The 17657-nt window shown below is 49.0% G+C and carries 19 protein-coding genes and 1 riboswitch; of the genes, 18 read left to right on the forward strand and 1 reads right to left on the reverse strand.

Features of this window, described 5'->3' with window-relative positions:
• The first annotated feature begins 16 nt into the window (after positions 1-16).
• The 8 genes from WBV27_RS04440 (at position 17) to thiD (ending at position 7444) form a co-directional block, all read left to right on the forward strand.
• Positions 17-112: a hypothetical protein gene (locus WBV27_RS04440; protein ID WP_424199812.1), complete on the forward strand. Its 96-nt coding sequence runs from the start codon at positions 17-19 to the stop codon at positions 110-112.
• Between the two features lie 117 nt (positions 113-229).
• Complete coding sequence (locus WBV27_RS04445) at positions 230-439, forward strand: hypothetical protein (RefSeq protein WP_424199781.1); 210 nt, start codon at positions 230-232, stop codon at positions 437-439.
• Between the two features lie 190 nt (positions 440-629).
• Positions 630-2021, forward strand: coding sequence for a tRNA uridine-5-carboxymethylaminomethyl(34) synthesis GTPase MnmE (gene mnmE, locus WBV27_RS04450; RefSeq protein WP_424199783.1), 1392 nt, complete (start codon positions 630-632; stop codon positions 2019-2021).
• 196 nt (positions 2022-2217) lie between these two features.
• Entirely contained in the window at positions 2218-4113 is a 1896-nt protein-coding gene (mnmG, locus tag WBV27_RS04455; protein WP_424199785.1) for a tRNA uridine-5-carboxymethylaminomethyl(34) synthesis enzyme MnmG, read from the forward strand.
• A gap of 266 nt (positions 4114-4379) precedes the next feature.
• Positions 4380-4486, forward strand: a riboswitch (TPP riboswitch).
• Between the two features lie 76 nt (positions 4487-4562).
• The gene (gene thiM, locus WBV27_RS04460; RefSeq protein ID WP_424199787.1) at positions 4563-5387 is read left to right on the forward strand and encodes a hydroxyethylthiazole kinase; all 825 of its coding nucleotides are present in this window, start codon (positions 4563-4565) and stop codon (positions 5385-5387) included.
• Positions 5374-6015 carry a thiamine phosphate synthase gene (thiE, locus tag WBV27_RS04465; RefSeq protein ID WP_424199789.1) on the forward strand — a complete coding sequence of 214 codons (642 nt, stop codon included), beginning with the start codon at positions 5374-5376 and terminating at the stop codon, positions 6013-6015. Before thiM ends, thiE begins: the two co-directional genes overlap by 14 nt.
• Positions 6012-6653 carry an HAD family hydrolase gene (locus WBV27_RS04470; protein ID WP_424199791.1) on the forward strand — a complete coding sequence of 214 codons (642 nt, stop codon included), beginning with the start codon at positions 6012-6014 and terminating at the stop codon, positions 6651-6653. The genes thiE and WBV27_RS04470 overlap by 4 nt, the downstream gene beginning before the upstream one ends.
• An 8-nt stretch (positions 6654-6661) precedes the next feature.
• Positions 6662-7444, forward strand: coding sequence for a bifunctional hydroxymethylpyrimidine kinase/phosphomethylpyrimidine kinase (gene thiD, locus WBV27_RS04475; RefSeq protein WP_424199793.1), 783 nt, complete (start codon positions 6662-6664; stop codon positions 7442-7444).
• Positions 7445-7704: 260 nt separating this feature from the next.
• Here the strand turns inward: thiD and WBV27_RS04480 are convergent, their stop codons facing one another.
• On the reverse strand, positions 7705-8124 hold the full coding sequence (locus WBV27_RS04480) for a GIY-YIG nuclease family protein (protein ID WP_424199795.1): 420 nt from the start codon (positions 8122-8124) through the stop codon (positions 7705-7707).
• Positions 8125-8411: 287 nt separating this feature from the next.
• Here WBV27_RS04480 and WBV27_RS04485 point away from each other — a divergent pair, with 287 nt between their 5' ends.
• From WBV27_RS04485 to WBV27_RS04530, 10 genes are all read left to right on the forward strand, one after another.
• Positions 8412-9074 carry an HAD family hydrolase gene (locus WBV27_RS04485; RefSeq protein WP_424199797.1) on the forward strand — a complete coding sequence of 221 codons (663 nt, stop codon included), beginning with the start codon at positions 8412-8414 and terminating at the stop codon, positions 9072-9074.
• A 136-nt stretch (positions 9075-9210) separates the two neighbouring features.
• Positions 9211-9927 carry a 16S rRNA (guanine(527)-N(7))-methyltransferase RsmG gene (rsmG, locus tag WBV27_RS04490; RefSeq protein WP_424199799.1) on the forward strand — a complete coding sequence of 239 codons (717 nt, stop codon included), beginning with the start codon at positions 9211-9213 and terminating at the stop codon, positions 9925-9927.
• A 315-nt stretch (positions 9928-10242) separates the two neighbouring features.
• Complete coding sequence (locus WBV27_RS04495) at positions 10243-11007, forward strand: ParA family protein (RefSeq protein ID WP_119092490.1); 765 nt, start codon at positions 10243-10245, stop codon at positions 11005-11007.
• Positions 10997-11890, forward strand: a complete 894-nt coding sequence (locus WBV27_RS04500; RefSeq protein WP_119092491.1) for a ParB/RepB/Spo0J family partition protein — start codon at positions 10997-10999, stop codon at positions 11888-11890. Before WBV27_RS04495 ends, WBV27_RS04500 begins: the two co-directional genes overlap by 11 nt.
• 37 nt (positions 11891-11927) lie before the next feature.
• Entirely contained in the window at positions 11928-12134 is a 207-nt protein-coding gene (locus WBV27_RS04505; RefSeq protein ID WP_086628836.1) for a DUF951 domain-containing protein, read from the forward strand.
• Positions 12135-12184: 50 nt separating this feature from the next.
• Positions 12185-13285 (forward strand): redox-regulated ATPase YchF, encoded by a 1101-nt coding sequence (gene ychF / locus WBV27_RS04510; protein WP_424199802.1) that lies wholly within the window; start codon positions 12185-12187, stop codon positions 13283-13285.
• A 342-nt stretch (positions 13286-13627) separates the two neighbouring features.
• A complete protein-coding gene (locus WBV27_RS04515; protein ID WP_424199804.1) occupies positions 13628-14314 on the forward strand; it encodes a DUF1129 domain-containing protein in 687 nt (228 codons plus the stop codon).
• 270 nt (positions 14315-14584) lie between these two features.
• Entirely contained in the window at positions 14585-16069 is a 1485-nt protein-coding gene (gene guaB, locus WBV27_RS04520; protein ID WP_424199806.1) for an IMP dehydrogenase, read from the forward strand.
• Positions 16070-16249: 180 nt separating this feature from the next.
• Entirely contained in the window at positions 16250-16942 is a 693-nt protein-coding gene (locus WBV27_RS04525; RefSeq protein WP_424199808.1) for a response regulator transcription factor, read from the forward strand.
• Between the two features lie 56 nt (positions 16943-16998).
• Positions 16999-17657, forward strand: a 659-nt coding sequence (locus WBV27_RS04530; RefSeq protein ID WP_424199810.1) for a histidine kinase dimerization/phospho-acceptor domain-containing protein, incomplete at its 3' end; no start/stop codon positions are given.

Raw genomic sequence — 17657 nt, forward strand, 5'->3', positions numbered from 1 at the left:
TGATCTCCATCCGGTAGTGGATGCCGTTTATCCGGCAGAGGAGTTCAGGGAGGCATTCCAACGGCTGGAAAATGCCGAACAGACGGGGAAAATCGCCTTGCAGATCGGTTGAATTGCAACAAAACGGGCAAAATAATTCCGGCGGGAAAGCAGGACCTCCTCAAAACGCTATGCTATACTGGGTATGCTGTTTCAGAAGTTGAGCGCGTACTATTCGAGGAGGATTTCCATGAATGTCACTGAGTTGTTGTTCATCGCATCGATGATTACCCTGATTGTAGGATTTGTGGGTGTTGTGATGATCATTGTGTTGGGTGTGATGGATCTGATGAATATCCAATTACGTGTCCAGATAGACAGGAAAAAATACATCCGTAACGTCATCATCCTGTTGGTGGCCGGAGGTTTGTTGAGTACCGCCTACCTCATGATGAAATAAACAAGCCATTCATTAAATGCTTGCATTGCGCCCGCATTGCTTGTATAATCGGCTAGAAATCTATTTAAAGTAAGCTGAAAAGAATATCCAAAGTGAAACGCAGTCAAAGTGCTTTTCCTCCCGCTTGAACGAAGGGGAGGAGTGGGCGCTTTTTTTGTACGCTGAAACAACCGAGAAAGGACGATAATGAATGATTATAAATGAATTTGATACCATCGCCGCCATTTCGACGCCGCCTGGGGAAGGTGCCATCGGAATCGTGCGTTTGAGCGGGGATCAGGCGATCCAGATAGCCGATGCATTATACCGATCCGGGACGAAGCATTTGGCCGATGTCGCCACGCACACCATCAATTACGGCCACCTGTATGATCCTCGCACAGGCGACATGATCGACGAGGTCATGGTTTCCGTCATGCACGGACCGAAGACCTTCACCCGCGAAGATGTCGTGGAAATCAACTGCCACGGCGGTGTTGTGAGCGTCAACCGGATTCTGCAGACGATTCTCCAGAACGGCGCCCGCATGGCGGAGCCAGGGGAATTCACAAAGCGTGCCTTTCTGAATGGCCGAATCGATCTGTCGCAGGCCGAAGCGGTCATGGATCTGATCCGTGCCAAAACCGATCGTGCGATGAATGTTGCCTTGCATCAGTTGGACGGAAAATTATCCGGCATGATCCGCGATATCCGTCAGATCATCCTGAACACATTGGCTGAGGTAGAAGTGAACATCGACTACCCGGAATACGATGACGTTGAGGAAGTGACTACGAAGTTATTGAAAGAACGCACGATTGAAGTGCGTGGACACATCCAGCATTTGTTGGATACCGCCAAGCAAGGGAAGATCCTGCGCGAAGGCCTTCAGACGGCCATCATCGGACGCCCGAACGTAGGGAAATCCAGTCTGCTGAACCGCCTGTTGCGCGAAGAGAAAGCCATCGTGACGGATATCGCCGGCACAACCCGCGATACGATCGAGGAATACGTGAACGTCAGAGGCGTTCCTTTGAAGCTGATCGACACTGCGGGCATCCGTGAAACGGATGACGTCGTGGAAAAGATCGGAGTCGAACGCAGCCGCAAAGCCTTGGCCGAAGCCGATCTGATTCTTCTTTTGATCAACCAGAACGAAGGGCTGACGGAAGAGGACAAACAGCTTCTGGAAGACACGAAGGACATGAACCGCATCATCCTTATGAACAAAATGGATCTGGAAGCGAAGATGACGACGGGTGAGTTGGAACCTTGGAGCGATCCTGAAAGAATCATCGAAACATCGATGCTGAGCGAAACCGGCCTTGACCAACTGGAAAAACAGATCACGAAGATGTTCTTCTCCGGGGAAACCGGCGAGACGGATGCAACCTATGTATCCAACGTCCGCCATATCGCGCTGTTGAATGATGCGATGGATTCGCTGGATGAAGTGCTGATCGGCATCGAATCAGGCATGCCGATCGACCTCGTCCAGATCGATTTCACCCGTTGCTGGGACCTGCTCGGAGAAATCACCGGCGACAGCGTCCAAGACGAACTCCTCACCCAACTCTTCACACAGTTCTGCTTAGGAAAATAACAGTGTGTGATGAATCCTGAGCTCAGAGTTTGAGCACTAACGAGGTTCAGGACCAAGCAGCCCGGTTTTGGCTGCGTGGGCCTGAACAGCGTTAGGCGGAGAACTCTAGGATTCAGAACCGTTCTAAAAATGATACGACACATTGCCCAATGAAGGATAAGAACAAATAGATAGCATAAATGAAAGGAATGGAAAAATGAACAGATTTGAAGCTGGAATTTTTGATGTGATTGTTGTAGGAGCCGGACATGCCGGATCCGAAGCGGCGCTTGCCGCTGCGCGTATGGGATGCAGCACGATGCTGGTTACCATCGATTTGAACATGGTTGCCTTTATGCCCTGCAACCCATCCATCGGCGGACCTGCAAAAGGTGTCGTCGTGAGAGAAATCGATGCATTGGGCGGCGAGATGGGACGCAACATCGACAAGACTTATATCCAAATGCGCATGCTGAACACAGGGAAAGGCCCTGCCGTCCAAGCTTTGCGCGCACAAGCGGATAAGGATGACTATGCCCATCATATGAAGCATACCATCGAAAAACAAGAGAACTTGCTGCTGAAGCAAGCCATTGTTGAAGAATTGATCGTAGAAGACGGTGAAGTCAAGGGCGTAGTGACGCATACAGGCGCTGTTTACCGCGCTGGGGCCGTCGTCATCACAGCCGGAACTTCTTCCCGAGGAAAAATCATCATCGGGGACTTGGTTTACTCTTCCGGACCGAACAACTCGCAGCCGTCCATCAAATTATCCGAAAATCTGCTTGATCTGGGATTTGAATTGGCGCGCTTCAAGACCGGAACGCCGCCGCGGGTGATGGCTTCGACCATCGATTATTCCAAAACTGAGGAACAGCCCGGTGACGTCGAGCCGAATCATTTCAGCTTCCTTTCCAAAGATGAAAACTATCTGAAAGATCAATTATCCTGCTGGCTGACTTATACGAGTCCGGAAAGTCATGAAATAATCCGAGATAATCTCCACCGCGCGCCGATGTTCACGGGTATCGTGGAAGGCGTAGGGGCGCGTTATTGCCCATCAATCGAAGATAAAATCGTCCGTTTCAGCGACAAGCCACGCCATCAGCTCTTCCTTGAGCCTGAAGGCCGCGAAAACGAAGAAGTCTATGTGCAGGGCTTGTCCACTTCATTGCCGGAAGATGTTCAGCTTGATTTGATCCGTTCCGTACCTGGGATGGAAAATGCCCAAATGATGCGGACAGGCTATGCCATCGAATACGATGTCGTAAAACCGCATCAGTTGCGTCTTTCCTTGGAGACAAAACTGGTGAAGAATCTGTTTACTGCCGGCCAAACGAACGGCACATCCGGTTATGAAGAAGCTGCCGGACAAGGCATCGTTGCCGGCATCAATGCCGCTTTGGCTGTACAAGGGAAAGAACCAATGATCCTGAAACGCAGCGATGGCTACATCGGCGTCATGATCGATGATCTGGTCACAAAAGGAACAATGGAGCCTTATCGCTTGCTGACTTCCCGCGCCGAGTACCGTCTGTTGCTTCGCCATGATAATGCCGACTTCCGTTTGACCGAAATGAGCCGCGAAATCGGTTTGGTGACGGAAGAACGCTATGAGACATTCCTGGAGAAAAAACAGGCTGTCGAAAAGGAAATCGCCCGCCTCGAAAGCACCCGCCTGAAACCGACTGAAGAACTGCAGGCTTTTCTTGCGGAACAAAAATCAGCTCCGCTGAAGGACGGCATTTTGTTTGCGGATATTTTGAAGCGTCCGGAACTGAAATATGAAGGTCTGATTGCTTTTGCACCGCTTGAAGAAGCCTTGCCGAAAGAGGTCATCAAACAAGTGGAAGTGCAGATCAAATATGCAGGCTACATCAAGAAAGCCGCCGAAAAAGTGGACAAACTGAAGAAAATGGAAGAAAAACGCATCCCTGCGAACATCGATTACGATGCGATCAACGGAATCGCGAACGAAGCCAAACAAAACTTGAAGAAGATCCAACCGGAAACGATCGCACAAGCAAGCCGGATCAGCGGCGTCAACCCAGCCGATATTTCCGTTTTGATGGTCTACGTGACCCAAGGAAAGATCGCAAAAATCTCGGAGTGATGATAAGGAAGCACTGTGGGCGTAAGCGCCCAAGTACTCTGATGTCACAGTACGATATCGGAGGGCTTCACTGCGAGGCATTTTAGATAGTCGGAGATAAGGTTATTAAGCGATTGAAATCGCAAGAGCCATGACAAAGCCGCTGCCTGCGATGAACAGGCAGCGGTTTTTTTTCGATCACCGATGGTTGCCCTTTTATGAAACGGCATCATCAAAAATCCTCCTTGAGTAACGATGGCGCATATGCTAAGATGAGGTCATAACTGCATACGAAAAAAGGGAGCTTGTGTCAGCAGGCTGAGAGGAAGTAATCAACTTCGACCTATTACCTGATTTGGATAATGCCAACGTAGGGAAATAACATTGAATGATTCTATTCAGCGGGAAATGCCTATTCGGACATTTCCCGCTTTTTTTGTCGCATCAAAAAAACTATTTGGAGGTACCCCATGTTCAAAACGCTATTCGAAAATGTCCAGCAACGGACCCCGCTGGTCCACTGTATCACCAATTATGTCACTGTGAATGATGTCGCTAATGTCCTCTTGGCTGCCGGAGGGTCCCCAATCATGGCGGATGCTCCCGAGGAAGTCGCGGACATCACCAGCATCTGCACCGCTTTGAATCTGAACATCGGTACCTTGAACAGCCGAGCTGTGGAGTCCATGCTGCTGGCGGGGCGCCAAGCCAATGCGCTCGCCCACCCTGTCGTTTTGGATCCGGTCGGCGCGGGGGCATCCCCTTTCAGGACCGAAGCGACATTCAGATTGCTGGAGGACATTGCCTTCACCGTGATCAAAGGGAACATTTCGGAAATGAAGACAATCCATTCCGGCAGCGGCACGACGAAAGGCGTCGATGCCGACATCAGCGATGCCGTGACCGAGGAGACGCTCGAGGCAACTGTCGCGTTCGCCAAACGCTTGGCCGACCGGAATGATGCGGTCGTCGCGATCACCGGCGCGATCGACATCGTCGCGGATCGGAACAAAGCCTACATCATCCGCAACGGGCATCCGCAGATGGCGAAGGTGTCCGGAACCGGCTGCATGCTGTCGGGATTGATCGCCGCCTATTGCGGAGCGAACCCAGAGCAGTCACTGAATGCCACCGCGGCAGCGGTATGCCTGATGGGAGTCAGCGGCGAGCTGGCTTACGAAAGGATGATCCGCAATGCGGCTGGGACTTCATCCTACCGCAGCTACATCATCGATGAAATCAGCAACATGTCGGCCGAAATACTGGAAGGGGGCGCTAAAATTGAGAGTAGATAAGAATGATTTGCTGCTTTACGCGGTGACCGATCGCCAATGGCTGGGCAATGCGTCTTTGGCGGAACAGCTTGAAGAAGCCATCCAGGCGGGCGTTACCGTCGTGCAGTTGCGGGAGAAGGAACTGGATTTCGACGCCTTTGTCTCCCTGGGCAAGGAACTGCAGGCCGTGGCCAAACGCCACCGCGTTCCCTTCATCATCAATGATGCTGTCGATGTAGCCTTGGCGCTGGATGCGGATGGCGTCCACGTGGGGCAGAGCGATATGCAGGCGGGAGATGTCCGCAGCCGGATCGGCGAGGGGAAAATCCTTGGCGTTTCCGCCCATTCCGTCGAAGAGGCGTTGGCGGCGGAACGGAACGGGGCCGATTATTTGGGCGTCGGTGCCATCTACAGTACAGCGACGAAGCTGGATGTCAACACGCTGTCGATCGAAACGCTGCAGCAGATTTGCAGGGCGGTGAGCATACCCGTTGTGGGGATCGGAGGCATCTCTGAAGGGAATATCCTCAACCTGAAGGACAGCGGCATCGATGGGGTTGCAGTCGTATCCGCCATCTTTGCGCAACCTGACATAACCGCGGCTGTGAAGAGACTGCGCCCGTTAGCCGAAGCGATGGTGCAACCATGAAACTGGAAGCAGCCATCTTCGATCTGGACGGGACGTTACTGGATTCCATGCCGATTTGGCAAGGATTGGGAGAAAATTATTTGCTTCAGAAAAAGCTGCAGCCGGCTCCGGGTCTGCAGGATGCGTTGAAGAAAATGAGCCTGCAGCAAGCCGCACAACATTTTCGAGCGGCCTACGGATTGCACGAAGATGAAGAGACAATCATTGGGGAAATTGAAATGCTGATTGCGGATCTTTACCGTTATGAAGTCCCGCTTAAAGCCGGCGCAGCGGAATACCTGCAGACATTGCAGGAGCAGAATGTGAAAATGTGCATCGCCACCGCGACCGAAAGAAATTTGGCCGAGAGCGCCTTGGAGCGTTTGGGCATCCGGGAATATTTCAGCACTATCCTGACCAGCAGTGAAGTAAAGACGGGCAAAGACAATCCGCTCATTTTTCAGCGGGCGTTCGAACAGCTCGGGGCTCCCCTCACGAAGACCGTCATCTTTGAGGACGCCCTGCATGCCATTGAAACGGCAACATCAGCCGGTTTCCGGGTAGTCGGCGTCTATGATGAGACGGCGGCACAGGATAAGGAGCGCATCAAAGCGTTGACGGAGCAGTACATCTATTCATTTTCGGATTGGAAAGGATGAGCAAAAACATGAAAACAGTATTGACGATCGCCGGTTCGGACAGCAGCGGCGGAGCGGGGATCCAAGCGGACCTGAAGACGATGATGGCGCATAAAGTCTATGGGATGAGCGTGATCACGGCGCTGACGGCACAGAATACGACAGGCGTGGCCGGAATTATGGAAGTGACGCCCGAATTTGTGGCGCAGCAGCTAGATTGCGTATTCAAGGATATCCGCCCTGATGCAGTGAAGATTGGCATGGTGTCGAATGCCGCCATCATCAAAGTCATCGCCGAGAAGTTGATCGAATACAAAGCAGAGAATATCGTCGTGGACCCGGTCATGGTGGCCACAAGCGGTAGCAGCCTGATGCAGGACGATGCCAGCCAGGCTTTGCGGACGCTGTTGTTGCCGTTGGCTGATGTGATCACCCCCAATGTGCCGGAAGGAGAGGTGCTGAGCGGTGTCAAAATCGAGACGAAGGCGGATATGCTGGCTGCCGCGGACCGTATCGCTTCAGCAGCGGGGACTAGTGTGCTCCTGAAGGGCGGCCATCTGAAGGACAGCGCCGACGATCTGCTCTTTATGGACGGGAAAATCAGTTGGTTCGAGTCGGAACGGATCGAAAACCCGAATACGCACGGCACCGGCTGCACGCTTTCCTCAGCCATCGCAGCGAATCTGGCTTTAGGCCACGGAATGGAAGAGAGCATCCGCCAAGCCAAAGCCTACATCACCGGCGCGCTCCGCGACGGACTGGATCTGGGCAATGGCAGCGGCCCTCTCAATCACGCTTACCGCATCAACTAAAAAAAGAAAACAGGCGCGAGCGAGTGCGCTTGTTTTCTTTTTGGATAACTAGGAAATTATAAAATATTTTGAATTCAAAAGTGCGTCACCATAGGTGTTTCACAGATTCGCAAAATGTTACATGCAATCAAATGTGATGGCTAGCTTCACGGGTTAGCCCTTCGGAATTTAGATAAACCGCACCTATTGCGCTCTACGATGCTCAGGCGGCACGGTTTCCTAAAATTCTTTCAGGGCTGAACGAACCCGTTCCGCTTTTCTTATTTTTTAGGTTTGCGGTTGTAGCCGCGTTCCCCGAAAGGTTGCTTGTCGCTCAGCCATTTTTCCTCCAGTTGTTCCAAGGCCTTCTTCTCGTTGAAGGAAGGGTCCTCGCTCTTTTCCAATACTTCCAAAATCGTAAAGGTGAAGGCATCCTGGCCGAAGTGTTTCCAATCGGCTTGGAGTTCTTTATTGTTGTTCGCGCCCATGTTCAAAATATGTTTCATGCCATTCAACGTCTTCAGATTCGGGGTTTTGCCGATGAAACTTTTTTGGTTTTCCGTGTTCTTTACTTCGTAAACGCCGGCTTCAATGGGAACCTCTTCAAATTGGCGACGCAGTTCTTTTTTCTGTTCTATTTCGCTTCCAACTCTCTTTATGGATTTACTCAAAAGCATACGCAAATTTTGATATTCCGTCAATTGCCCTTATCCAAAGGGAGAGACAGCAATGGATAAAAAGTGGATGGTAAAATCAAGTACATTAACAAAGGTTTTATATCCTAACGTTCGGAAATAGAAGGAGAAACAAAAAGAAAACTAGGGAATTCTTTCCAAATTCTAAATAAAACCTCATTATTCTGTCGTTTTTGTTTGCTATAATTTTGATTATAGTGAACATTCGGAATTTTTGAACTCCTGCGTCAAAAGTAGAGTACACTCTATTGTCCGCATCCGGTTCATATTTGCGATCGAAGGGAAGATGGAAGATGGGATTACTATTATTCGATTTTGACGGTACCTTGGCGGAAACATGCAAAATTAGCGAAATGGCTACAATGGATACATTTGAACATTTCGGCTATCCCGTTCCAACCCCTGAGCAACTGCGTGAGGATAGAGGGAAGCCCCATTTTGTGAAGTTTATCGGCTATCTGAAGCAATATGCACTCTCTCCGGTCGAGCTGGATAAGCTGATGGAAGTCTTTTGGGACAAATACGAAAAATATGAAAATATGCTGTTGGAACCATACGATTTATCGCGGGAGTCCTTAATGGAACTGAAAGGGAACGGACATCTTCTCGGCGTGATTTCCAACAAAGCCACAAAGGCTTTGTTGCGCAGTCTTGCTGCAGTGGATCTGTTGGATCTGATGGAAGTGGTCATTGGATTGGATAACATGAACCAGCACAAACCGAATCCGGAAGGCATCTTCACCGCTTGGGAGAAAATCCCGATGGCGAAAGAAGAAACCGTGATGATCGGTGATACCATTTATGATATGCAGATGGGCAAAATGGCTGGCACTAAGACCATCGGCATCACCTGGGGAGGGAGTTCCGCCCAAACTTTGCGCGCGGAAAATCCTGATCGCATCGCCAACTCCTTTGTGGAACTGGAAATCATCATCGCAAGTCTGCTTGATGCTTAAATAGATTGGAAAAAGCCGCTGTCCTTTATTCTGGACAGCGGCTTTAAAGTTGATTTAGCCCTTGTACAGACCGCTCTTTCAGGATAAAGTAGAGAGGTAGAAAAACAGACGAAGCCAATGATGAAAGGAAACACCTATGAATCCAGAACAATTTGCCGAGGCCCTTGCCGAAAAAGGGATCCTTTTGAATGAAACGCAACTCGAACAATACGCCACTTATTTGCGCCTATTGCGCGAATGGAACGAAAAAATCAACCTGACGGCCATCACCGAGCCGGACGAAGTCTATCTGAAGCATTTCTATGACTCCATTTCATTGGGCTTCCACATGGATTTCACTGAAGCGGAAGTCACACTTTGCGATGTCGGCGCCGGAGCCGGTTTCCCGAGCATCCCCCTCAAAATCGCCTTTCCGAAATTGAAGGTGACGATCGTGGATTCGTTGAACAAACGGATCACCTTCCTGGAGACTTTGGTTTCCGAACTGGGTTTAACGGGTGTCTCCTGCTTCCATGACCGTGCGGAGACTTTTGGACAGAACAAGAAATTCCGCGGCCAATTCGATGTAGTGACGGCGCGTGCGGTCGCGCGCTTGAGCGTCCTGAGCGAACTGTGTCTGCCTTTGGCCAAAAAGGGCGGTACTTTTGTCGCGATGAAAGCAGCAAGCACGGAAGAAGAGCTCCGCGATGCAGAGCGCGCCATCGCAACTCTGGGCGGCAAACTCGAAGAGGATATCTTTTTTGAACTGCCGAACGATGCAGGCGAACGCCACATCGTGAAGATCAAGAAAACGAAAGAAACACCGAAGACCTACCCGAGAAAAGCCGGGACACCGAACAAAAATCCATTGTAAATAGGAAAAGGAACGGCCCGACCGTCTGCTTCTTTGCAGGCAGGCCGGGCTTTTTGGCTTTAAGATGCGATCATAAAGCGATTTTATGGCATCGGTTTTATCTATCCTATATTTTTCCAAATTTTTTTGTTACAATAGTCTGGTAAAGTTTTAGCCTTTTTTATAAATAGACATACTGAGCGATAAATGATGATTCATTTTGAAGAAATGCGTAGGAGAAAAGGCGCAGGTATCGTTTTTTCTCTTTTTTTAGGCAAAAAAGTGGAACGGCGGTACAACAGCTTCAAGTGAACGACAGAAAGTGGAGGAGAATAGATGGCACGGATTATTGCAGTCGCAAATCAGAAAGGCGGCGTCGGAAAAACGACGACCACCGTCAATTTAGCAGCTTCTTTGGCCTACTTAGGCAAAAAAGTTTTATTGATAGATAGTGATGCCCAAGGGAACGCCACCAGCGGACTAGGCATTTCAAAAGCAGATGTTGAAAAAGATATATATGATGTATTAGTGAACCAAGAGCCCATCGAGAACGTCATCAGAGAATCCTCGCGGGAAAATTTATGGGTCGTGCCTGCAACCATCCAATTGGCAGGGGCTGAAATCGAATTGACGAATCAGCCGCATCGTGAAGCGCGCCTTTACGACGCAGTGCAGTCGTTGCGTGAGGAATACGACTTCATTTTCATCGATTGCCCGCCATCACTGGGGCATTTGACGATCAATGCATTCACTGCCAGCGATTCAGTATTGATTCCGGTCCAGTGCGAGTACTATGCCTTGGAAGGGCTGAGTCAACTGTTGAACACCTTCCGCTTGGTTCAGAAGCATTTCAATAAGGACCTGAAATTGGAAGGGGTCTTATTGACGATGCTGGATGCCCGGACGAATCTCGGCTTCGAGGTCGTTGACGAGGTCAAAAAATATTTCAAAGAAAAAGTATACAAGACAATCATTCCACGAAATGTCCGCTTATCCGAAGCTCCAAGCTATGGACAATCGATCGTTGACTATGATATCCGTTCAAAAGGAGCGGAAGTTTATCTTGAGTTGGCAAAGGAAGTGTTAGCAGATGGCGAATAAAAACAGCAAAGGGCTAGGACGCGGCATCGACGCGCTCTTCAGCAACTTTGAAGATATCGAGAAGATCGATGAAAAGACAGAGAAGGTACAGGAGATCCCTTTAGACGAAATCCGTCCCAATCCTTATCAGCCACGGAAAACCTTCGATGACTCGACTTTGCGGGAACTGGCTGACTCGATCATGCTGAACGGCGTCATCCAACCGGTCATCCTGCGCCAATCCAGCGTAAAAGGCTACGAAATCATTGCGGGCGAACGCCGCGTCCGTGCTTCCCGTTTGGCAGGCAAAACAACAATCCCGGCAATCGTCCGTGAATTTGACGAAACGGCAATGATAGAAGTCGCCATTTTGGAAAATTTGCAGCGTGAAGACCTGACTCCACTGGAAGAGGCGGAAGGCTATCAAACCTTGATGAATAAGCTGAATCTTACGCAAGTGGATGTAGCTCAAAGATTAGGCAAGAGCCGTCCTTACATCGCCAATCATTTGCGCTTGCTGAATCTGCCGCAGGACGTCAAACGGATGCTGCAAGAGGGATTGATCTCCATGGGGCAAGCCCGTACGCTTTTGGGGTTGAACGATGAATCGTTGATCAGCGAATTGGCGAAACGTGCTGCCGAAGAGGGCATCACGGTCCGACATCTGGAATTGCTGGTCCAACAACTGAACAATCCTGGTGATGTCGCCAAAAAGAAAAACAAGAAGAAAAAAGAAACGAAACCGGTATACATCAAAGAGAGTGAAGAACGTTTGATGGACAAATTCGGGACATCCGTACAAATATCCAGCAAGGGCGAAAAAGGCAAGATCGAGATTGAATACCTTTCTCCAGCCGACCTGACCCGGATTTTGGATATCCTGCAAATTTCCCTGGACGATTAAGAACAGACGAAGACATCAGAAAGAGGTGCATCTAGCCTTGGTACAACAAGATTATGGATTGCATGATGTGGTGGAAATGAAAAAACCGCATCCCTGCAAAAACAACTCATGGGAAATCATCCGAATGGGTATGGACATCCGGATCAAATGCCTGAAATGTGGGCAGATGGTCATGATGCCGCGCCGTGAATTCGAGAAGAAAATGAAAAAAGTACTGACTAAGGCAGAAGAAACTGTCGAATAGGTCTTTGAAGGAATAAATATTAGTAATATAAGTGGAAAGAGTGTGAAGAAATGTCATTAACAGCAGGAATCGTAGGATTACCGAACGTCGGTAAATCCACTTTGTTCAACGCCATCACCAAAGCGGGAGTGGAAGCAGCAAACTACCCATTCGCAACGATCGACCCAAATGTCGGAGTAGTCGAAGTTCCCGATGAACGTTTGAATAAATTAACAGAATTAGTGAAACCAAAAAAAACCGTCCCGACAACTTTTGAATTCACTGATATCGCCGGAATCGTAAAAGGCGCCAGCAAAGGGGAAGGTCTGGGGAACAAATTTTTGGCCAACATCCGTCAAGTGGATGCCATCTGTCATGTTGTCCGTTGTTTCGAAGACGACAACATCACACACGTCAGCGGTAAAGTGGATCCATTGGATGATGTCGAAACCATCAACTTGGAACTGATCTTCGCGGACTTGGAATCCATCGAAAAACGCTATACACGCATCAGCAAAATTGCGCGTACGAAGGATAAAGATGCTGTTTACGAATTAGCGATATTGGATAAAATCAAAGAAACGCTGGAAGCTGGTAAATCCGCGCGCACAATCGAATTCACACCTGAAGAAGAAGTGTACGTGAAAAACCTGTTCCTATTGACGACAAAACCTGTTCTTTATGTCGCAAACATCTCCGAAGAGGACGTAATAGCCGGCGGAGACAATGAAATGGTGAAAATTGTCCGTGATTTTGCAGCGACAGAAGGCGCAGAGGTTGTTACCGTCTGTGCCCGTATCGAAGAAGAAGTGGCCGAATTGGATGATGAAGAAAAAGCTGAATTCCTGTCAGAGTTGGGCATCGAACAATCCGGGCTTGATCAACTGATCCAAAAAGCTTACACGCTGCTTGGCCTGGGAACTTACTTCACAGCAGGCGAAAAAGAAGTCCGTGCCTGGACATTCAGATTAGGGATGAAAGCACCGCAGACAGCCGGTATCATCCATTCCGACTTCGAACGCGGCTTCATCCGTGCCGAAACAGTTTCCTACGCTGACCTGTTGGCTTACGGCAGCATGCAAGCAGCCAAAGAAGCAGGAAGAGTAAGACTTGAAGGAAAAGACTACGTAGTCCAAGACGGCGACGTAATGGAATTCCGATTCAACGTGTAAGGATACGATGAAATGCGGGAGGGGATGAGCACTAAGAGGACATTACGAGAACGGCCGCAGTTTGGCCGTGACGTAATGTCAGCTTAGGCGGAATCCCCTGCATTTCAGAGTTCAACTAAGAGAGTGTGATGAATCCTGAGCTCAGCGTTAGGCGGAGAACTATAGGATTCAGAACCGTTCTAAAACAGGATGTGATGATTCGCGTTTAGATACCCGGACGTTGGAGCACCCAGCGAAGTGAACCTCTTTTGTTCACTACGCTGGGTGTGAAACGGGAGCGGTATCTGCGAATCAGAACTCAACTATAAAGGATGCCGCATGTAATCAAGGGAGGATTTACCATTGGAAGAAACGAAGAGCGTTGAACAAATGAAGGTCGAAAACAAAGCCTTATGGCAGAGTTTGACAAAAAGAAATGAACAATACATGCTGGGGCTGGACAGAACCTTGAGAGCTGCAAACCTGGAAGATGGGCGCAGAGAGGAAATCTACGGCAAAATGATGAGGGAATTGTTGGAAGCCCAAAAAACCGGCAAAACTGCCCGCCAATTATACGGCACAGTGTCTGAGTGCGCATCAAACATTCTGGTCAATCCGGCAGATAATGAAGTGAAAGCCCGTTCTACTGATTGGTTGATCGCTTTGGATGGCGGCTTATTGCTGGGGTCTCTTTTCGCGATGATTTCAGGCGTTTCCTTGCTGACCAACAGTGGAGAAGACGTAATCGGAATGGGTCTGATCAGCTTGATCCTGAACTTTATCGTAGGCGGCATCGCCATGCTCATCATCTCCAAATACACACCGAATCCGGATGCACCAAAAGGCGAAAAAGGCTTCGGGAAATACATCTTTGCGACGACGGCCGCTATGTTGCTTTGGATGCTCATCATGACTGTTTCTATGATGCTTATTCCAGCCACAATCAATATCGCTTTGCCTGCATGGTTGTACCTTGGGATCGCTGGTGTAGGTTTTGGCGCAAAAGTATATCTGAAGAAAAAATATCATATCGTGGGCGGCATTTTGTAGGCCGTCAAGTGGTGTAGGCCGAGATGCAAATAAAACTTGTATCTCGGCTATTTTCGTATATTGGCAGAAAAAAACTGTATATGAATCCCTGGATGCAAACGTAAGTGCCAATTCCGAACGTTACGGCAGTTGTGAATCAACAGCATTCGATAAAAACGCTTCTATATGAGAATTGTATGATAAAGGGAGCTTTGCGCTTGACGTAGGTTGTTGGTGGTGGTATTTTAGATGATAAAAATCAGCACAAATAAAAAGGAGTGTTCATCGAAAATGTCAAATTGGGAAACAAAATTCGCTAAAGAAGGTTTTACTTTTGATGATGTATTATTAGTCCCGGCTGAAAGCCATGTATTACCTAACGATGTGGATTTATCGATTGATTTAGCTAAAAATTTACACTTGAATATTCCTATAATGAGCGCAAGTATGGACACTGTAACCGATGCAGCAATGGCAATCGCAATGGCTCGCCAAGGCGGCTTGGGCGTCATCCACAAGAACATGACCATCGAAGCGCAGGCTGAAGAAGTGCACAAAGTAAAACGTTCCGAAAGTGGCGTCATCATCGACCCATTCTTCCTGACTCCTGATCACTTGGTTTCGGAAGCAGAGAATCTGATGAGCAAATACCGCATCAGCGGCGTACCTATCGTTAATGATATGGAAGAGCGCAAATTGGTAGGGATTTTGACGAACCGCGATCTGCGCTTCATTGCAGATTACCAAGTTCCGATCGGCGATGTCATGACCAAAGAACATTTGGTTACCGCTCCTGTAGGGACTTCTTTGAAGGACGCTGAATCCATTCTGCAAAAATACAAAATCGAAAAACTGCCTTTAGTCGATGAAAGTGGCCGTCTGGCTGGCTTGATCACGATCAAGGATATCGAAAAAGTAATCGAGTTTCCCAACTCCGCAAAAGATGCACACGGCCGTTTGATCGTTGCGGCTGCAGTGGGTGTGACAAGTGATACATTCGAACGCGCCCAAGCCTTATTGGATGCAGGTGCAGATGCAATCGTCATCGATACAGCGCATGGCCACAGCGCCGGCGTTATCCGCAAAATTAAAGAAATCCGCGAACAGTTCCCTGAAGCGACCCTGATTGCCGGAAACGTAGCGACTGCAGAAGGAACCCGCGCACTTTTTGATGTCGGGGTCGACGTAGTCAAAGTCGGAATCGGACCGGGCTCCATCTGTACGACTCGTGTGGTTGCCGGTGTCGGTGTTCCTCAGATAACAGCCATCTATGATGCTGCAAGCGTGGCGAGAGAATACGGCAGAGCAATCATCGCAGACGGCGGGATCAAGTATTCAGGAGACATCGTCAAAGCGATGGCTGCCGGTGGACATGCAGTCATGCTGGGCAGTATGTTGGCTGGTACGGATGAGTCTCCGGGCGAATTCGAAATCTTCCAAGGCCGTCGTTTTAAGACTTACCGTGGTATGGGTAGTCTGGCAGCAATGGAAAAAGGCTCAAGCGACCGTTACTTCCAAGGCGGCGTGAATGAAGCGAAGAAAATGGTGCCGGAAGGTATCGAAGGTCGTGTAGCCTATAAAGGCGCAGCCAGCGACATCATCTTCCAACTGCTCGGCGGTGTCCGTTCCGGTATGGGTTATGTCGGTGCTGCTAATTTGCAAGAGCTTCGTGATAATGCGCAATTCATCAAGATGTCGGGTGCCGGATTGATCGAATCCCATCCGCATGACATCCAAATCACAAAAGAAGCACCAAACTACTCCATCCAAAGATAAAACGCATGAAATCAAAATGTCCGGGACACTGTTCCCGGGCATTTTTTCCTTATGTTCACGGTTTGCTGGAGCTTTCTGATATAATTAAAACGGAATTTCTTTATGCTTCCTTAAGCAAAAATTTAGAACAATTTGGTACGATGAGGGAAAATATATATTTTGGGGAAAGGGTTGTCCTATATGAATAAAGTTTTGATTGTCGATGACGACAGGGAAATCGTGGATTTATTAAGCATCTACTGCAAAAATGAAGGGTACGATCCGATAAAGGCCTATGACGGCGTGGATGCCTTCCGCAAGCTTGAGGAAAATGCGGATATCCAATTGATCATTTTGGATGTGATGATGCCTAAGAAGGACGGCATATCGGTAGTAAGGGAACTGCGGGAACAGAACAATCCGATCCCGATTCTGATGCTGAGCGCAAAATCCACGGATATGGATAAGATCCAAGGATTGACGACAGGTGCGGACGACTATGTTTCCAAGCCGTTCAACCCACTGGAAGTGATGGCCCGCATCAAATCGCTTTTGCGCCGGACCAATATGCAGGTGGATGCTTCAGAGGTGGACTCGATCGAAATAGGCCCGCTGATCATCAAGAAAGATTCCCATGAAGTGAAGACACTGAACGGGAAAAGCATCCAATTGACTGCGCTGGAATTCGGAATCCTGCATTTATTGGCAAGCCATCCGAATCGCGTCTTCAGTGCCGATGAAATTTTTGAACGCGTTTGGCAACAGGAAAGCATCGTATCGGCCAAAACCGTGATGGTGCATGTGAGCCATCTTCGCGATAAAATCGAAGAGGCTACAGGCGGCGAGAAGGTCATCCAGACGGTATGGGGTGTAGGCTATAAGATCGGGGAATAGGGATGCCTGCATGCGGGCAGGCCTGAAAAAACCAACTGATTCGGGAGGTTGCAGGTTTGTTTAACAAGTTGAAGAAGAAAGAGCTGAGTGAACTCGTTTTTGAAGGGGCATTGACGCTCGGTATCGTCTATCTGCTCTACATCGGGATGGAGCTGATGTTCAACCGACTGGTCGCGACCCCTCCCTCGATCTTGAGGGAAATCCCTTCCTTAAGGCGATTCGTGATGGTGGTTGATGCATTTTTGACCATCTACGATGATGTTTTCCAATGGATAGCGGCGATTTTTGCGGCTATCTTCACCGGTTGGCGTTTGACCCGGAGATACAAGCAGATGCAGTTGACGCATATCCTGGATGAGTTGCATTATATCGCAGCGGGGCACTTCGATCATCGGATCGACGCGAACAATGCCGGCAGCTATGTTGATGTTGTCGACAGCATCAATACGCTGGTGGAAAGCACGGTCCAAGCGATGGCAGAGGAACGGAAAATTGAACAATCGAAGGATGAATTGATCACGAACGTCAGTCATGATATCCGCACCCCTTTGACTTCCATCATCGGCTACCTGGGATTGATAGAGGACAAGCAATTTACGAGTGAAGAGGATGCTTTGCGTTATATCCATATCGCTTACACAAAGGCACTGCAGATGAAGGTGCTTGTCGATGATCTTTTCGAATACACGAAAGTGCGTCAACCGACGACTCCGCT

This window comes from Trichococcus sp., from assembly GCF_049589555.1.
GTDB lineage: Bacteria > Bacillota > Bacilli > Lactobacillales > Aerococcaceae > Trichococcus.